Source organism: Bacillus sp. ISL-34, assembly GCF_018613325.1.
GTDB lineage: Bacteria > Bacillota > Bacilli > Bacillales > DSM-1321 > Peribacillus.
This window is the reverse complement of sequence record NZ_JAGGQJ010000011.1, coordinates 57,085-72,912: the sequence shown is the minus strand read 5'-3', so window position 1 is coordinate 72,912 and position 15,828 is coordinate 57,085. Positions and strand designations below refer to the sequence as shown.

The window sequence follows — 15,828 nt, the reverse complement described above, 5'->3', positions numbered from 1 at the left end:
TCGACACACTTTTCATGCCGATTGGTCACTTGCATTTCCCAACACTTATTTCTTATGAATCTTCTCCCAATTTTCAATGTTCTGTTGGACAAGTTCATCCCAAGTCAATTTACCAGTTACGTATTTTTGGACACTTGCACCAAGATCATCATTCCAACCGACCGGATATCCATTAAACACCCACCCAACCGTGTTTCCTTCTTGGGAATATTTATAAATTTCTTTTGAAATTGGATCGGCAATTTTTTCTACATCATATCCCTCATAAGCAGGAATGAATTTAAAATCTTCCAAAACGGCTTTTTTCCCTTCTTCGGATGTATACATCCAGTCAAGGAACTTCTTCGCTGCTTCCTGTACCTTTTCATCCGATTTCTTGTTCACTGCCCAATAGTTCGGTACGCCGACCGGCATGCCTGCAGAGTCACCATTTGGAATCGGGATGATGCCAATTCCCTTTTCAGCTAACTCAGGGTCCATATCATACACTGTGTTATACACCCAGTTGCCTTGCTGAATGATTGCAACCTTTTCAAGTGAGAACAGCTCTTCCACTTGTTGGGAGTAATCGAGGCTTGCTGTCGGCTGGACGGAATATTCATTTTGGATATCGACCAGTTGTTTAAACTTGTCACCATCCGTGAATTTGACCGTTGGAGCCTTACTTGCTTCTAACACATTCCCATCAAACTCCGGAGATAAGAATACATTGGATAAATGGTTTCCTGTCACCCACTTCTCTTTGACCGGATAGGCGAAAACTGCATCGATTTTCAATTTATCTTTCTGTGAATCCATTTTTTTAACTGCCGCCTCTAGGGCTTCATAATTTGTAATTTCATCAGGGTTAATTCCGGCTTCTTTAAATATCCGTTTGTTATAAATCAAGCCGTATCCTTCCTGGTTAAATGGAAGTCCAAGGACTTGCCCGTCCTCTTCCACGCCATCCAAAGTACCGTCAAGTGCTGCAGCAGCAGCCTTCGTGTCCTTTAAATCTGTTAATCTATCTTTATATTGTTCGACATCTACCGGTCCGCCAATGTTAAAAACAGCTGGCTCCTCACCTGAAGCGAACTTTGCCGTAATGGCTGATTTATAATCATTTCCGCCGCCGACTGTCGATACCTTGATCTTCACATCTGGATTTTCTTTTTCATATTGTTTTGCCAATGTCTCGAATTGCGACTTGAATTCTACCTTGAATTGGAATATATCCAGCGTCACGACATCCTTTGAGTCGCTGTTTCCGCCAGTTGAAGAAGAGCATCCAGCCAAAATCACACTAAAAATTAATAAAACAGTAAGAATTCCCCCGTACCATTTTTTACGCCTCATGCCTACCCACTCTCCCTTTTTCTCATAATATTCATGCAATTTTTAAGAAAACGTTTGCATAAAATAGCAAAATAAAAGCCATTCATTCTATAAAATTAATAGTCTATCGCTCTTCTTTTACATCACCTCCTCACAAAAATCGTTGCAAACGTTTACATTTATGCGCTTTATATTACCACCAAATTCCATACTTTACAATAAAATTGTAGTATATTGTAAAAAAAGGATGTTAAGAACTCTCTTAACCTAATTATATGATTCAGAAACCTTTGATTATTCCTTTATCCGATTATTTATCGTACGGGCCATTTTCATTCCTGGCATTATACGAAAAAAGGGAAACCCGTCGGTCCCCCTTCACTTCAATATCATCTTCACATTGGAAGGACCGTATTCATCCTTCAATTCATAATATTTATCACTTGCTTGTCCAAATTCTTTAAACACACCGCTAATGATCAATTCATTCGTTTCCTTATCAACGACACTGTACTTGATATTGCTTTTCCCAAACTTTCTGTCATCCACTTTTAAAAGGATCATCTTGGACACCTCCACATTTAATGGCTGCACTCCTCAGGGTGTGTGGTTTCTTACTTACATAATATAACAAATTATTCAGAATTAACAGATTTTTTGCAGTGCAAAATAAAAAAGCCTATTAGGCCTTTTCATTTCGCATATACCATATCCGCATCAGGACTTCGAGATATCCAGGAATCCTTCACCAAATACGTCCCGAACGTCATGTATGGCTATAAAAGCATTGCTATCCGTCGACTGCACTATTCTCTTTAACTTTAGTACTTCTTGCTTACTTATAACGATATATAATATATCCTTGGATGCTTTTGTATAGTATCCATGACCACTAAAAACAGTGACCCCCCGGTCCATCAATTCGGTTACTTGTTTTGCAATCTGGTCCGCTTCTTTTGAAATGATGGTAATCGCTTTTTTCGGGTTCAATCCCTCGATGATGAATTCCATCGTTTTTGTTCCAATATAAAGCATAAGGATAGTGAGCATCAGACCTTCTGCACCTATGATGAAATAAGATGAGAACGCAACGATTAAATCGAAAAACAGAAGTCCATAGCTTAAGCTCCATCCCAAATACTTATTCGTAATTCGGGCCAGGATCGTCGTACCCGCAGTAGTGCCTCCAACACGAATGATTATGCCAATTCCTGCACCGGCAAAAACCCCGCCAAATATCGCATTGATGACCAATTCATCTGAAGATATCGTCCAATTTTCGGTTAAATGAAGGAAAAGTGAATTAAATGCAACGGCTATGATTGTATATACCGTTGTTAATTTCGACAAATATTTATAACCGACAATGAGCAGGAAAGCGTTAATGATCAAACTTAACAGCCCTGGTGACCATTCAAAAAGATAAAACAAAATGATGGTTATCCCCGTGACTCCCCCCTCACCAAGTTCATTGGGAATGACGAAAAGATTTATTGCCAAAGCGAAAATAAAAGCTCCTATTAATATAAAGAAAACATCCAAAGAAATCTTTTTCATATTTATACCCTTCCTTTATGTAATGGTTAATGTGAATTCGGTTAATTTCACTGCTCTATAGTAACATGGAATTCCAGTTAATCCTTCAAAGATTTGAAGGTTTAACAAAAAGACTACCTTGGAAGTTAGATTATCTTCAATGAACGAGCTTAATACACACAAAGGCACTAATTTTCATTAAGCTCTTTTATAATTAGCTTAACAAAGCCTCTGCCCGGTTCTCCTTAAACTTATTTTAATGGGTAGATACATGTTCCTGGCCACCAGCTTTTTTCGACCCTTGATTTCTCCGAGATTAATGGATTATTAATTTATTCTCATGCTCCTTTTCTAAGCTTGACAGTTTCATTGAGTCAGAATTAGAATGTTTTATATGTTAACCTATTTTTATTTTAGTTAACAATTAAAAAGGAGACTGGCCATGCACAGTGAAAAACAATTACCTTGTTGGGAAGAAAAAATAAAAAAAGAACTGGCTTATTTAGATGAGATTTCGCAAAAGCGTGAACTCGTATCAACGGTATGCGCCGAGCAGCCATGGCTTATGATCAACGGATGCAGGATGCTAAATCTAGCTTCTAATAACTATTTAGGATATGCAGGGGATGAGCGGCTGAAAAAGGCTATGGTAGATGCAGTACATACATATGGTGCAGGAGCAACGGCATCACGTTTAATTGTTGGCAATCATCCTCTTTACGGGCAAGCGGAACAAGCTCTTGTCAATTGGAAGAAAGCCGAAGCAGGACTCATCATCAACAGTGGATATAACGCGAACCTTGGAATCATCTCCACCCTGCTTTCCCGTAACGATATTATTTATAGCGATAAATTGAATCATGCAAGCATTGTCGATGGAGCCCTTTTAAGCCGTGCAAAGCATATACGCTATCGTCATAATGATTTAGATCATTTAGAAGCATTTTTGAAAAAATCACCGATTGAAGCACGTAAATTAATCGTGACGGATACGGTCTTCAGCATGGACGGTGACTTTGCTTATCTTGAAGACCTTGTTCGGTTAAAGGAACGTTATACCGCAATATTAATGACTGATGAAGCACACGGAAGCGGAGTCTACGGTAAAAATGGTGAAGGCTATGCCGGTCATCTCCATCTTCAAAATAAAATAGATATCCAAATGGGAACTTTCAGTAAAGCGCTCGGTTCATTCGGGGCCTATGTTGTCGGGAAAAAATGGCTTATCGACTATTTAAAAAATCGCATGCGCGGATTCATATATTCAACCGCACTCCCACCGGCCATACTCGGTGCCATAAAAGCAGCGATTGAACTTGTACAGCAAGAACCTGAACGCCGCTCACTGCTCCAAGCACATTCAGAACACTTTAGAGAAGAACTCACATATTACGGGTTTAATATTTGCGGAAGTCAATCACAAATTGTTCCTATCGTCATCGGGGAAAACGAAAAAGCGATGGAATTTGCCGCACGTTTGCAAAAGGAAGGAATTGCGGCTATTGCTGTCAGGCCGCCGACCGTTCCTGAAAATGAGGCGAGAATCCGGTTTACCATAACAACTCTCCACGATAAAAAAGATCTTGATTGGGCAGTTGAAAAGGTTTCGATCATTGGAAAAGAAATGGGTGTTATTGAATGAAACAGCCGAATTTAATCATGCTTCCTGGCTGGGGAATGGAAAAAGAGGCGTTTGAACCGTTAATCAAACCGCTGTCAGAAGTATTTCACCTTTCATTTATAGAATGGAGAGATATGAAAGCATTAAATGACTTTGAAGAAAGAGCCATAGACACAATCGCTTCCATCGATGGTCCTGTTTATTTACTGAGCTGGTCATTAGGATCACTAGTATCACTTGAAATTGCAAGTTCGTATCGAGAAAAAATAAAAGGTTTTATCCTTTTTGGCGCTACAAGTCGGTTTACCACAGGAGAAAATTATTCATTTGGCTGGGATCCACGAATGGTCGAGCGCATGAAGAAACAACTGCAGCGCAATAAAGAGAAGACTTTGACTTCTTTCTATGAAGCGATGTTTTCCGAAGCTGAAAAAGAAGCAGGCTTTTATCATCAATTCATCACGAAAATTCAAAGCAAGTTTCATGGAGATGATGTGTTTTCGCTTCTTATTGGCTTGGATTATCTACTTCAGAAAGATGCTAGAGCAAAACTCGACCGGATTGAAGCCCCCGTTATATTGCTTCATGGGAAGGAAGACAACATTTGTCCAATCGAGGCCTCCTCTTTCATTAAAGAAAATCTGGGTGGGAAAGCCGAGTTTCATATTATCGAAGGCGCTGGTCATATTCCATTTTTCACAAAACCACAGGAAAGTGTGCAGCATATAAAAACATTTATTCAAAAGGAGTACATTGATGATTGATAAACGATTGTTAAGCAAGCGGTTCAGTGAACACGCGAAAACATATGATGCGTACGCCAATGTCCAAAAAAACATGGCAAAGCAATTAGTGGATTTGCTTCCTCAAAAAAGCACCAATCATAAAATCAGTATTCTTGAAATTGGCTGCGGCACTGGTTACTTAACCAGGTTACTCGTCAAAACATTCCCTAATGCCGCTGTTACGGCTGTTGATTTGGCACCAGGAATGGTCGAAGTGGCGAAAGGAATGACAGATGAAGACCGTGTTACATTTTTATGTACGGATATCGAAGAAATGGTGCTTAATGAAAATTACGACTTGATTATTTCCAATGCAACGTTTCAATGGCTGAACGATCTTCCTGCAACCCTTGAAAAACTGTGTACACGATTAACGGCCGAAGGAAGCCTGATATTTTCAACGTTCGGAGTCGATACCTTTAAAGAGCTTCATAGGTCATATGAACATGCGAAAGAAAAACTTCAACTTTCCATTGATAGTTCACCAGGCCAAATGTTTTACACTCTAGAAGAACTATCCAAAGTTTGTGTAGAAGCAATCCCCTTTTCATCAGCAGTTCCAATCGAGATAACAAAAAACGAAAAGCTTGAAATAGAGTACTTTCAGACAGTACGTGAATTTTTCACTTCAATTAAAAAGATTGGTGCTGCTAACAGCAACAAAGAAAACTACTGCCAGCGCCCTTCCTTTTTTCGAGAGTTAATCAACATATACGAAACACAATACCGAAATGAATCAGGTGTGAAAGCAACCTATCACTGTTTGTTCTTTAAGATAGAAAAACATGATGAATCCTAAGATAACCGAATGGGATACAAGCAAAGTATTATACATAATTGCAGGCCGTTTATAAAAAGTACCGACTAGTAATTCATCTGCTTACTGTCGATTAACTAGGTTCCAATTCAAGCGATTTCTGCCGCCGCCTCTCCTAATTCCTTTGGAGAGGCGGCGGCCTATTTTAGTTGCTTTCGTCTCATTTTGCCATGTCCGTTCAACATATAGATAATCTTCATATTCATACAATATCAGCGCTAGAGAATTTACCGTTCAAAAAATCACTTTTTTCAATATGACTGTCCATAGAAAATACCCAAAAAGCTGTTTAGAAATGTCTTGATTTTTTAAAAACTTTAAAACATTCTGAGTATAAACTATAATTGTTTTATTTTAAAACATCTAGGAGGGTCACTATGGGAGTAGTAGAGAAAATCAGCGGATTTGCTGGTAAAACGTTTACCTTATGGGTCATTATATTTGCAGTTATTGCGTATACCTAATCAATTTATAAGGATTGGAGACTATATTGTTCCATTATTAGGAATTGTCATGTTTGGCACGAGACTTACATTATCAACATCGGATTTTAAATAAGTTTTCCGACGTCCGAAAGAAGTGGCACTAGGAGTAGCAGGACATTTTATCATTATGCCATTGGCATTTGTATTAGCAATAGGCTTCGATTTTCCCAAAGAAATGGCTGTTGGCGTTATTTGGGTAGGATGTTGCCCTAGTGGAACAACTTCAAATGTCATGGTGTTTTTAGCGAGAGGAAATGTTGCGCTTGCAGTTGCCATTGCTTCTGTTTCCACTATTCTAGCGCCTGCCGTAACTCCACTTCTTATTCTGCTCTTGGCAAGTAAATGGGTCAATATCAGTATTGGGTCATTATTCATTTCCATCATTCAAGTGGTGATTATCCCACTGATGCTTGGATTCATCGTTAAAAAGTTTTTCGGTAAACAGGCAGAGGCCCGTGCAAGGGCTTTACCTCTAGTATCTTGCATTTCCATCGTTCTGATCGTATTCTGCCGTAGTAGCTGGCAGCCAAGCACAGCTGGCTAAAACAGGTTTACTGATTTTTGCAGTCGTCGTTCTTCATAATGTTCTTGGTTTTCTTCTCGGCTTTTTCTTTGCTCGTTTATGCGGGATGGATTTAGCTAAACAGAAAGCCGTTGCAATGGAAGTTGGTATGCAGAACTCTGGTTTAGGTGTAGCGATAGCAACAGCCATTTCTCGCCTTTGCCCGCTGTACCTAGTGCCATCTTCAGTGTTTGGCATAATCTATCAGGCTCCGTTCTGGCCTATATCTTCAGTCATATGAAAGATAAGAAAAATGTAGGGACCGTTAAAAATAATTCGATAAAAACAGACGCATCATAATATGTTGGAGATTCATTAAATGAATAAAACATCCGCATCTTTAACATTCAAAGGAAAATATTAATAATTATGGTCTTAATAATTGATTTCCCCATTCCCCAATAGATGAACTTACTGCCCGTGTTGGGAGTATTTTTTTGAACTACCTGCTATACTACTAGATAAAAGTAAGTTATAAAATTTGCTAATGATTCGTGTATAGTAATTGAATTTCATTTAAGGATGAGGAATATAATGTCATCAAAAATAAAATCATCAAGAAAAATTGCCAGGTATTCACTAATTATCATGGGGGCGGGTTATATTGCAACCACTCCATTTCTAGGTTCATTGCCGCTAGATTTATTACATGGAGGGTTTGAGGCTGGTTTAGTTGGCGGATTGGCAGATTGGTTTGCAGTCACTGCACTATTCCGGCATCCGCTTGGATTACCAATCCCCCATACAGCACTTTTGCCTAATAATCGTAAAAGAATGACAAATGCACTTGTTTCGATGTTAAAAAACGATTGGCTTTCTAAGGAAAGTATTCAGGACAAAGTAAAACATATTTCTTTTACAGAAAAATTGATCCCCATTTTAGTAAAAGAGATACAAAGTGATACTTTTAGAAAAGTCCTGATTAAACTGATCAAGCAAATGATTGGTTATATAGATATAGAAAAGATTACACCTTTCGTTGCAAAAAAAATTGAAGCATCACTTTCTAATATAGACATGAGTAAGATTCTACATATAGTAAGTTCACAGTTACTTAACGAAGAGTTTGATAAGAAGGCTTTGGATCATGTTTTGAAAAAAGCGGAAGATTGGTTAAGAAAAAAACAAACCAGCCACCGACTTGGCACTGTTTCCATGGATGTACTCAGCAAGATTGAACTGGAAGGTATGCTTCAGTTTGCCGTTAAATCCATTCAAAGTTTGCTTAACGAAGAGAAACTTGGGAATATCATACAAAACCTTTTATTAAGTGTCGTAAATAATTTACAAAACGAGGACGAACCAAATAGAGAGGCTTTAATCTTATATATCAGGAAAGAGATACAAGGCATTAACCATAACCGGGAACTGTTAGAAGGAGTTGAAAAATGGAAAAAACAACTTCTGACAAAATGGGAGCCTGAGGCGACAATAAAGGGAAGTCTACAACAAATTCAACAAGAAGCATTGGATTTCGTCGAAGATGAGCATTTCATGGATAATTACCTTACTCCAATGATTCATCACTTACTGGACAACATAAAAGAAAACAGCACCCACATCGATCATTGGATACAGAAACAAATTACTGTCCTCATTGAAAATAATCATACGCAGATCGGCAATCTTGTACAGGAAAATTTAGATAAGCTAGACAATGAAACACTGATTGATATGATGGAAAATGGCGTAGGAAAAGACTTACAATGGATTCGTGTGAACGGGGCGGTCTGTGGTTTTATAATAGGGCTTATCCTAACAGGTGCACAGGCTTTACTTAGGCTATTATAATCCAGGCACCCTTCGGCCGATTTGGTAACGGCAGGATACTGTCGCTACCAAATCAACTGGTGCTGATTCGTTGCCTTTAGATTGACACCCCTCATAAAAAAGGCCCCTATCCTTAAGGGCTTTTTAACGGGGTAATTAATCTAATGTATAGGGTTTCCTCTCCTCGATTATCTCCACTTCATCCCATTCCACAGATTTGGAGTACATATATTTATCTGTTCGTTCAAACCCCATCTTTTTGGCAATTTCAGTGTTGGTTGTATCCAACAATACTTTTCCGGTTTTTCTTTCTTCAGATGCTGTAAACAACTCTCCCTTATATATTGCCTTCGAATTTATCTTAAATAAATTTTCTACCTCTTCTACAGAAACATTTTTTATATAAATATTTTCATCTAAATGTTTGAAACCTTGAGATAGATCAGCATGTTTATTACTTATTATCCTTATAGACTTATCTTCCAGTAGACTAAAACTATACTCGCTACCATTATATATTGCATACTTTCCTTTTCTTATCATAGATTCCTCCATTTTCAAACTTTATCAAGCATTCAATAATTCTTTATGTAATTTTTCAGCTTTATGTAATTCTTTTAATAATGGATTTTGATAGTCACTATAACTATCCATATATGCCCTTATGCCACCAATTATATTTAATTCTCTTATATCTTTATTATTCTCCAATGCTTTCAATGCATTCTTATATCTTATATATATAAGTTGTAAAACGCCGCTAGTAATTTCATTATAATAATCATTTTCAAGATTATTTATTACAACTTTTATTTGATCGATTAACTGCTTTTTCTTACAATCCATTTTAACCTCCCATATAGTGCAATAAAATAAATCGCATTTCAAACGAGAAAATTTAATCTATTGAATAGGGCTTCCTCTTCTCGATTATCTCCACTTCATCCCATTCCACAGATTTGGATTACATATATTTATCTGTACGTTCAAAACCCATCTGTTTAGCAAGTTCAGTGTTTGTTGTAACCAACAATACTTTACCAGTTGTTCTTTCTTCTGATGCTGGAAACATCTCTCCCTTATATACAGCATAGGGATTAATAGAATATAATTCTTTAACTTCATTTACGCGTAATATTTTCGTGTAAATATTATTTTTATAATAAGTAAAGCCATTGCCCATATCTTTTTTATCATTGGTTATTAATTCAATAGCTCCCACTGTATCCGATTCTATGAATCTATACTCTTTCCCATTATAGATAGTATACTCACCTTTTCTAATCATTTTTCCACTCACTCCATTATTTAATTCTCCATCACCTAAATTCAAACTGCTTCGCTTCCCGTTTAACATAGCATAAACTGGACTCTGGACATAAAAAACCCCTATAAAGGACTTTTATAGGGGTTTTTTTATGTTCATATGAGGGATTTACATCAATCCCCATACTCTTCTTTAATTGCTTTATCTGCACAAAAACTATGGAATTGCTTGATTAATTCATCGATATCTTCTTTTCTTGTGATTTTCTCAAGCCATTCTTTAGGAATGTCGTCCATTTTATAGTACATACCTGCCATTGTTCCTGTAATGGCACCTACTGTATCCGTATCATCCCCTAGATTCACTGCCTTTAAAACGGCTTCGCTAAATGAATCTGAATTTCCTAAGCACCAAATGGCTGCTTCTAACGTATGAACCACATAACCATCTGACTGAATTTCTTCTTGTGGTAATGAAAAGAAATCTTCCTCAAAAATTCTTGAATAGGATTGCAGCTCTTTTTGGTATATATGATCTTTATCAAAATTCTCATCAAAAAGTTCTTTTATTTCCCTTTTTGAAACTTCTGGAGAATTATTATAATAAAGTCTAAGTAAAAACTCGACATAAATAATGGAACCTACCACAGAACGCGGATGTGCATGGGTAACTTCCGTATATTTTTTAATGGTTTGGGTTTTTTCAATGAAATTAAAGCTATTAAAAAGGATAAATGCCACTGGAGCGATCCTCATCAACGCCCCATTCCCATTATCAAACATTGCATCTCCGCCACATTCTTTTGCTGGCGTTCCACTTTTAAACTTGGTTATGGCTTCACTGGTCGTTCTGCCAATATCAAACATTTCATGATGTGGTGTCCAATAGCCAGATTCCATATACCGAACGAATTTTTGCATTAGCTCCGCGGAATCGCTTTTTTCAATTAAGTTTTCAATTAAACATAAAGTTAGTGAAGTATCATCCGACCAAGTGCCTGGCGGCTGATTATAGGTTCCATATCCCGTTATATCATTAATAGTGAAAGTCCCTCTTTTTTTAAATTCAACCGGGACACCAAGCATGTCTCCAATAATACCGCCATACAGACTTGGTAACATTCTTTGTTTTAGATTAAATCTCAAAAAATTTTTACTATCGTCTTCCCATCTGTCTACCATTCTTCTGCCTGTCATTCCTTACACCTACTTTTTGTTTAAGTACTATTTCTTCCCCTTCATTCTCCTTGCTTAATTAAATGTCCTTCTATACTACAACCACTATAATATTTTTCCATTTAATCACAAAGGAAAAATCATTCAGTATTTCCAAATTACTGCTTATCATCATATTTTTCATACAAAAATTTATACAATTTCATTAAAAAAACTTGAATGGCTTTAGCCACTCAAGGTTTCATTTTCGATAATCTTAACTATGTTACCACGGCATGCAATGGATTTGGTGCTTTGGAAGAGTAGTCAGGTTTTCAAATCAATTTGGCTATCGCCTATAATTCTACTTACCTATTTTCCCCATCGTTATCATATATAAAAATTTGAAAACTCGATCCTCATTACCCTTTTCGATGATTGATAAATTTTGTCTTTCATCCACATCATACAATATCCAACTTCCATCTTCAAAATAACAACCTGTTGAAAATGGTACATTAGTTTTTCTTCCAATAACGATATTGAGTTCTTGTAAATCTATACCTAACTCTTTTATCTTATTTTCATATTCATTTCGTGTCATTTTACCAACTTCCTATATTTTGTAATATCCTAATATCCTCGGCTTTCACGTTAATTGGAGTATTATTTCAATTCATTAAAAAACCTCGAATGGCTTTGGCCACTCAAGGTTTACTTTTATTCTGGCAAGATTGAGTTTTCTGTGTCATTTTTTATAACTGATCCAGATCTCTCCTTGTCCACTTTTCTTATCTTCAAATGATGTGACTTCTCCCCAAGTTCTATTATAAATTAATGAATCTCCTTTTTTTATATCTGGTTTTCCTAATATCTCTTCTACCCATTTATCATGTATCTCTTTCTTTTTTTTAGCTCTATAATTAGACCAATTATTGTAAGTATTTTTCAAATTTTCATCAGCATTCTCGAGTTCAATACGAGAAACTCTATCGTTTTGAAAGTTAACCACAACCCAAGAATAAATTCCTTCTAACATAATTGCGTCCTTAAAAACAAACATATTATTCGATATATCGTTTGATAGTAGTTCATTTTGAAAATTTATACAAAAATCCTATTTATTTGTATTTCCATTAAGTATATTTCCTTTCACTAAAATATCACCTATTAATCCATTCAAATTAAAAACCTCATTTTTTATTTAATAGAATTTATTATTTTACTATATTCTTCAAAGGAGATTTCAGAATTATAGTTTTACCTTTAGATGAGAAAGCTTCTTTTTTCTTTTGCAGTTTAAAAAGGGTACGGGGTTCAAGCTCACAATATTAATATAGAGCGGATAGGTGAATAAATGTTCCAACCCGAATCTATCTATGATTAGCCAGGTTTTAAAGTCACGACTCTGAATCGCCATAATTTTATTTACTACAGATCCTTAGTATTTTTGAATAGACGAAAGGTGAGCCTACAATACTGTAAGCCCACCTTATCTAATTTTTCTTTTTCATTTAATTTTCTATTTTAATGCTAAATCCTATTAATTCAGAAGTTCCAAAATTGTTTTATAAAAATAATCACATGCCTCATCTTCTGAGTCAAATTTCTTTAATTGTGATTTCACACCACGTTCACTATAATAAACTTCCCAAATATTATCTTCTTTATTTAAGCAAAATGACTCATTAGGTAATCCCCCATTTAAGTTATATAAATCTTTTGGAACATTAGCATTAATTAACATTTGTTGTAATTCTTCTTTTTTCACACTACTTTCCTACCCTTCCAATTATTCCTTGATCTATAAAATTTTTTACTGATTGGTTGAGTTCATACTGAACACCCATACCTGGTTCATCAAACCATGGAGCAATTTTCCCGGCCTGCACTTCTATAGGTTTCTTCACAACATAGAGTTTATAAGGTTTTAAATATGTTTCAGGAGCTAATGCACGCATTTCATAGGGAACACCATACGGTGAAACAAAAGTTCCACCCTCATAACCAAATCTATCAATAATTGTGCCAGGCTTTAATATCATGGGTTTGGGTTCACCTAATACGCCACGGTTAGGGGGCCAAATAATTTCACCCTCGGGAGTATAATATTCGGGTTTAGATTTGACAAGCTCATAATTTCCACCATTAATAATTGGTTTTGGATAATTAACCTCTATACGTCTCTCTCTATCCAGCGCCTTCCACTCTTCCCTTGACATTGTTCTTTCACCAGGTTCTGGTCTGTAACCTCTAGTTTCAAGACCTTTATCTGTACCCTTAGAAATACTCTCCCCTGAAACACCCTCTACTTTGCTATCCTTCACCGTAAATTTCTGATAGGCTTCCTTAATTGTCTGCTTTTCCATCATAACTTGGCGAAGGGTTGGTCCTCCTGCGAGGGATACTTGTTCCATACTTATCCGTTTAGGGATTTCTTTTTTACCGATTGCTTCACCTATATTTTTTAACGTGGTTTTTCCTGATCTCGCTATGTCTGTTATTGTAGCTTGAACCTTCTGAACCTGATTTTGTGCAAATTCCTTGCTGTAAGGGACGAACTTTGTACCACTCGCTACTTTATCAGCGACCTTCGCCGCACCAGCCACACCGCCGATTCCGAGTGCCATCAACAGCCCGTTCTGGCGCTGTTCCTCGGTAAGCTGATTGCCGAACATATCTTTGCCTGTGGCCGCTTCGCCGAGGCCGTTGGCGGCGAGGAGGCCGTATATTCCGTATTCGGTTTTCTGGAGGAGGCTAAAGCCTTTTGTCGTTTTATAGGCATCGAGCGCGTGGTTCGCTGCGTTGAGTCCTTTGGCCGTTTTGTAGATGGCGCTGCCGCCTTTGATGGCCCGGCCGGCCCAGCCGACGACGGGGATGAATCCAGCGGCTGCCATGGCGCCGGCGGCGATTCGTTCGGCATCGGACAGCTTGCGGCCGGTTACTGGATCGACTCCTGTCGAGGCCCTGATTGAATCATAATATCCCGTGAATTCCCCTGTAAAGGTTTTTGTCGTATCCCAGGCCTTTTCATACCATGGACGATTTTCGAGTTCTTCCATTTCTCGTTCGATTTTCCGGGCTTCTGCTTGTTCCTTTTTGAAGGTCTGATAGTCTTTCATCTGACCGGCGACTTCATCCTTCACTTGATAGACGTCACTATTTTTGAATGCCGATTGGTTGAAGGTCATCGGCGAAACGTGGCCGTCCTGCTTGGTGGCATCAAGCAAGGCGCGGAAGAGGCCAACGGCCACGTTTTCCTGCCCGATGGACACATCATATTCCTCGACCAATTGCCGGTCGACATTCTCGACCTTTGTCACGGTGTCATCCAGCCTGTGCCCGGCCAGCGTGATTTTTTCATTAAAGTCCTTTTGGTCGAACTTATCAAGAGGCAGGATATCGTCAATGCTGTTCAGGATCCTTTGAAGATCGTTCGCTTGTTGATCGACAAGCGACTTCGCTTGATTGATGCCGTTTGAGACTTCGCCATCTAAAAAGGGGACCTCGACCACCGTATTTCCGGAGAGGTCCGCCTCTTCCAGACTGGCCGGTATGCCTTCCAAAAAACTGATCTGGGTCGTGAATAGTTCCATCCAGGCGTCCGCCACCTCGATTTGTGCTTCATAGAAGCTTTTGATGGCGGTAGCACCTGCTCCCTGGAACTCGTTATCCAGGCCGACGATGCCCTGAAATTCCTTTTTCAGGGCTGTGACTTCCTTCTTTAGTTCTTCATATTGCTTGGCGCGCGACTTGGTTGCGGCCGTCAATGTCTCGGCTTCATATATCTTCATCGCTGATACCCATGTGAAGACGCATGGGCGATGGCTTCATCCTGTTCTTTTAATAAGTCAATGTTGGCACGGGTATCTTCCACATTTTTCTGGACGATTTTGATATATTGCTCGAAGACCTTCTCCAGGTTCGTTTCCCGGTCGATCCATTTCGAGGTGAATTCCAATTTATTGCTGCCAAGCTCGCCTGCCGGCAAATTTCCAAGCGTGACTGTACCAAGTGCCGTCTTCACCTGATCGACTTGCTTCGTTACGGCAGGATGATTCAGTTTGATTGTCGTCATTAAAACAACCACCCTTTTAAATATGATATTTTGCTTTCCAATTGATCTATGACGGCTTCCCCTTTACCTAAAAGAACATCCGCTTCATGTGCTATCATGCCTGCTGCACTCAGAGCCTTTTTTTCTATATTAAGCATCATGATTTTACCGTCGATTTTCTCTTGATAGTCGTCATAATCATCATGAATGATCGTTGACATTGCCTTGTATGCATCACTGCGGGCATCTTGAAAGTCCTCTGCACGGTTTCCCGTCCAGCTTTTTGCCAAATCCGGATTTTTAATTTTAGCAATTTCCCCCAGACAAGCATTCTGTTCGTCTTTGATTTGTCTTTTTGCCTGCTCCAAACGATTGATTTTTTCATTAACATCGGACATTTTGCTGGAGAGGGCTGAGTGAATTTCACTCAATGAATTTGCATACACTTAAAAAATCACCT

17 protein-coding genes and 1 pseudogene are annotated in these 15,828 nt (G+C 38.1%); 5 read left to right on the top strand and 13 right to left on the bottom strand.

Features of this window, described 5'->3' with window-relative positions:
• Window positions 1-45 precede the first annotated feature (45 nt).
• From J7E52_RS10300 to J7E52_RS10290, 3 genes are all read right to left on the bottom strand, one after another.
• Window positions 46-1,335, bottom strand: coding sequence for an ABC transporter substrate-binding protein (locus J7E52_RS10300; protein WP_214745623.1), 1,290 nt, complete (start codon window positions 1,333-1,335; stop codon window positions 46-48).
• 357 nt (window positions 1,336-1,692) lie between these two features.
• Window positions 1,693-1,878, bottom strand: coding sequence for a hypothetical protein (locus J7E52_RS10295; RefSeq protein ID WP_034305959.1), 186 nt, complete (start codon window positions 1,876-1,878; stop codon window positions 1,693-1,695).
• Between the two features lie 153 nt (window positions 1,879-2,031).
• Window positions 2,032-2,871, bottom strand: coding sequence for a YitT family protein (locus tag J7E52_RS10290; RefSeq protein WP_214745620.1), 840 nt, complete (start codon window positions 2,869-2,871; stop codon window positions 2,032-2,034).
• A 421-nt stretch (window positions 2,872-3,292) separates the two neighbouring features.
• Here J7E52_RS10290 and bioF point away from each other — a divergent pair, with 421 nt between their 5' ends.
• The 5 genes and pseudogenes from bioF (at window position 3,293) to J7E52_RS10265 (ending at window position 8,911) form a co-directional block, all read left to right on the top strand.
• Window positions 3,293-4,492, top strand: a complete 1,200-nt coding sequence (gene bioF, locus J7E52_RS10285; protein WP_214745617.1) for an 8-amino-7-oxononanoate synthase — start codon at window positions 3,293-3,295, stop codon at window positions 4,490-4,492.
• Window positions 4,489-5,235, top strand: coding sequence for an alpha/beta fold hydrolase (locus J7E52_RS10280; RefSeq protein ID WP_214745614.1), 747 nt, complete (start codon window positions 4,489-4,491; stop codon window positions 5,233-5,235). The genes bioF and J7E52_RS10280 overlap by 4 nt, the downstream gene beginning before the upstream one ends.
• Window positions 5,228-6,055, top strand: a complete 828-nt coding sequence (bioC, locus tag J7E52_RS10275) for a malonyl-ACP O-methyltransferase BioC (protein WP_214745611.1) — start codon at window positions 5,228-5,230, stop codon at window positions 6,053-6,055. The genes J7E52_RS10280 and bioC overlap by 8 nt, the downstream gene beginning before the upstream one ends.
• Before the next feature lie 395 nt (window positions 6,056-6,450).
• A pseudogene (locus tag J7E52_RS10270) lies at window positions 6,451-7,420 on the top strand (bile acid:sodium symporter family protein).
• Window positions 7,421-7,654: 234 nt separating this feature from the next.
• A complete protein-coding gene (locus J7E52_RS10265) occupies window positions 7,655-8,911 on the top strand; it encodes a DUF445 domain-containing protein (RefSeq protein WP_286197637.1) in 1,257 nt (418 codons plus the stop codon).
• Between the two features lie 135 nt (window positions 8,912-9,046).
• Here J7E52_RS10265 and J7E52_RS10260 read toward each other — a convergent pair whose 3' ends face one another.
• The 10 genes from J7E52_RS10260 to J7E52_RS10215 form a co-directional block, all read right to left on the bottom strand.
• Window positions 9,047-9,433, bottom strand: coding sequence for a hypothetical protein (locus tag J7E52_RS10260; protein ID WP_214745605.1), 387 nt, complete (start codon window positions 9,431-9,433; stop codon window positions 9,047-9,049).
• 24 nt (window positions 9,434-9,457) lie between these two features.
• Window positions 9,458-9,736 (bottom strand): hypothetical protein, encoded by a 279-nt coding sequence (locus tag J7E52_RS10255; protein WP_214745602.1) that lies wholly within the window; start codon window positions 9,734-9,736, stop codon window positions 9,458-9,460.
• Window positions 9,737-9,854: 118 nt separating this feature from the next.
• Window positions 9,855-10,223, bottom strand: a complete 369-nt coding sequence (locus J7E52_RS10250) for a hypothetical protein (RefSeq protein ID WP_214745599.1) — start codon at window positions 10,221-10,223, stop codon at window positions 9,855-9,857.
• Between the two features lie 107 nt (window positions 10,224-10,330).
• A complete protein-coding gene (locus J7E52_RS10245) occupies window positions 10,331-11,353 on the bottom strand; it encodes an ADP-ribosylglycohydrolase family protein (protein WP_214745596.1) in 1,023 nt (340 codons plus the stop codon).
• Between the two features lie 322 nt (window positions 11,354-11,675).
• Window positions 11,676-11,915, bottom strand: a complete 240-nt coding sequence (locus tag J7E52_RS10240) for a hypothetical protein (RefSeq protein WP_214745593.1) — start codon at window positions 11,913-11,915, stop codon at window positions 11,676-11,678.
• 144 nt (window positions 11,916-12,059) lie between these two features.
• Window positions 12,060-12,350, bottom strand: coding sequence for a hypothetical protein (locus tag J7E52_RS10235; RefSeq protein ID WP_214745591.1), 291 nt, complete (start codon window positions 12,348-12,350; stop codon window positions 12,060-12,062).
• A gap of 504 nt (window positions 12,351-12,854) precedes the next feature.
• Window positions 12,855-13,082: a hypothetical protein gene (locus J7E52_RS10230; RefSeq protein ID WP_214745588.1), complete on the bottom strand. Its 228-nt coding sequence runs from the start codon at window positions 13,080-13,082 to the stop codon at window positions 12,855-12,857.
• 1 nt (window position 13,083) lies between these two features.
• On the bottom strand, window positions 13,084-15,105 hold the full coding sequence (locus J7E52_RS10225) for a T7SS effector LXG polymorphic toxin (protein ID WP_214745585.1): 2,022 nt from the start codon (window positions 15,103-15,105) through the stop codon (window positions 13,084-13,086).
• Entirely contained in the window at window positions 15,102-15,389 is a 288-nt protein-coding gene (locus J7E52_RS10220; RefSeq protein WP_214745582.1) for a YwqI/YxiC family protein, read from the bottom strand. Before J7E52_RS10220 ends, J7E52_RS10225 begins: the two co-directional genes overlap by 4 nt.
• On the bottom strand, window positions 15,389-15,814 hold the full coding sequence (locus J7E52_RS10215) for a YwqH-like family protein (RefSeq protein WP_309476878.1): 426 nt from the start codon (window positions 15,812-15,814) through the stop codon (window positions 15,389-15,391). The genes J7E52_RS10220 and J7E52_RS10215 overlap by 1 nt, the downstream gene beginning before the upstream one ends.
• Between the last annotated feature and the right edge of the window lie 14 nt (window positions 15,815-15,828).

Coding starts and splice junctions, on each gene's coding strand:
- J7E52_RS10300 (WP_214745623.1), bottom strand. CDS start 1,335: ATGAGGCGTAAAAAATGGTACGGGGGAATTCTTACTGTTTTATTAATT.
- J7E52_RS10295 (WP_034305959.1), bottom strand. CDS start 1,878: ATGATCCTTTTAAAAGTGGATGACAGAAAGTTTGGGAAAAGCAATATC.
- J7E52_RS10290 (WP_214745620.1), bottom strand. CDS start 2,871: ATGAAAAAGATTTCTTTGGATGTTTTCTTTATATTAATAGGAGCTTTT.
- bioF (WP_214745617.1), top strand. CDS start 3,293: ATGCACAGTGAAAAACAATTACCTTGTTGGGAAGAAAAAATAAAAAAA.
- J7E52_RS10280 (WP_214745614.1), top strand. CDS start 4,489: ATGAAACAGCCGAATTTAATCATGCTTCCTGGCTGGGGAATGGAAAAA.
- bioC (WP_214745611.1), top strand. CDS start 5,228: ATGATTGATAAACGATTGTTAAGCAAGCGGTTCAGTGAACACGCGAAA.
- J7E52_RS10265 (WP_286197637.1), top strand. CDS start 7,655: ATGTCATCAAAAATAAAATCATCAAGAAAAATTGCCAGGTATTCACTA.
- J7E52_RS10260 (WP_214745605.1), bottom strand. CDS start 9,433: ATGATAAGAAAAGGAAAGTATGCAATATATAATGGTAGCGAGTATAGT.
- J7E52_RS10255 (WP_214745602.1), bottom strand. CDS start 9,736: ATGGATTGTAAGAAAAAGCAGTTAATCGATCAAATAAAAGTTGTAATA.
- J7E52_RS10245 (WP_214745596.1), bottom strand. CDS start 11,353: ATGACAGGCAGAAGAATGGTAGACAGATGGGAAGACGATAGTAAAAAT.
- J7E52_RS10240 (WP_214745593.1), bottom strand. CDS start 11,915: ATGACACGAAATGAATATGAAAATAAGATAAAAGAGTTAGGTATAGAT.
- J7E52_RS10235 (WP_214745591.1), bottom strand. CDS start 12,350: ATGTTAGAAGGAATTTATTCTTGGGTTGTGGTTAACTTTCAAAACGAT.
- J7E52_RS10225 (WP_214745585.1), bottom strand. CDS start 15,105: ATGAAGATATATGAAGCCGAGACATTGACGGCCGCAACCAAGTCGCGC.
- J7E52_RS10220 (WP_214745582.1), bottom strand. CDS start 15,389: ATGACGACAATCAAACTGAATCATCCTGCCGTAACGAAGCAAGTCGAT.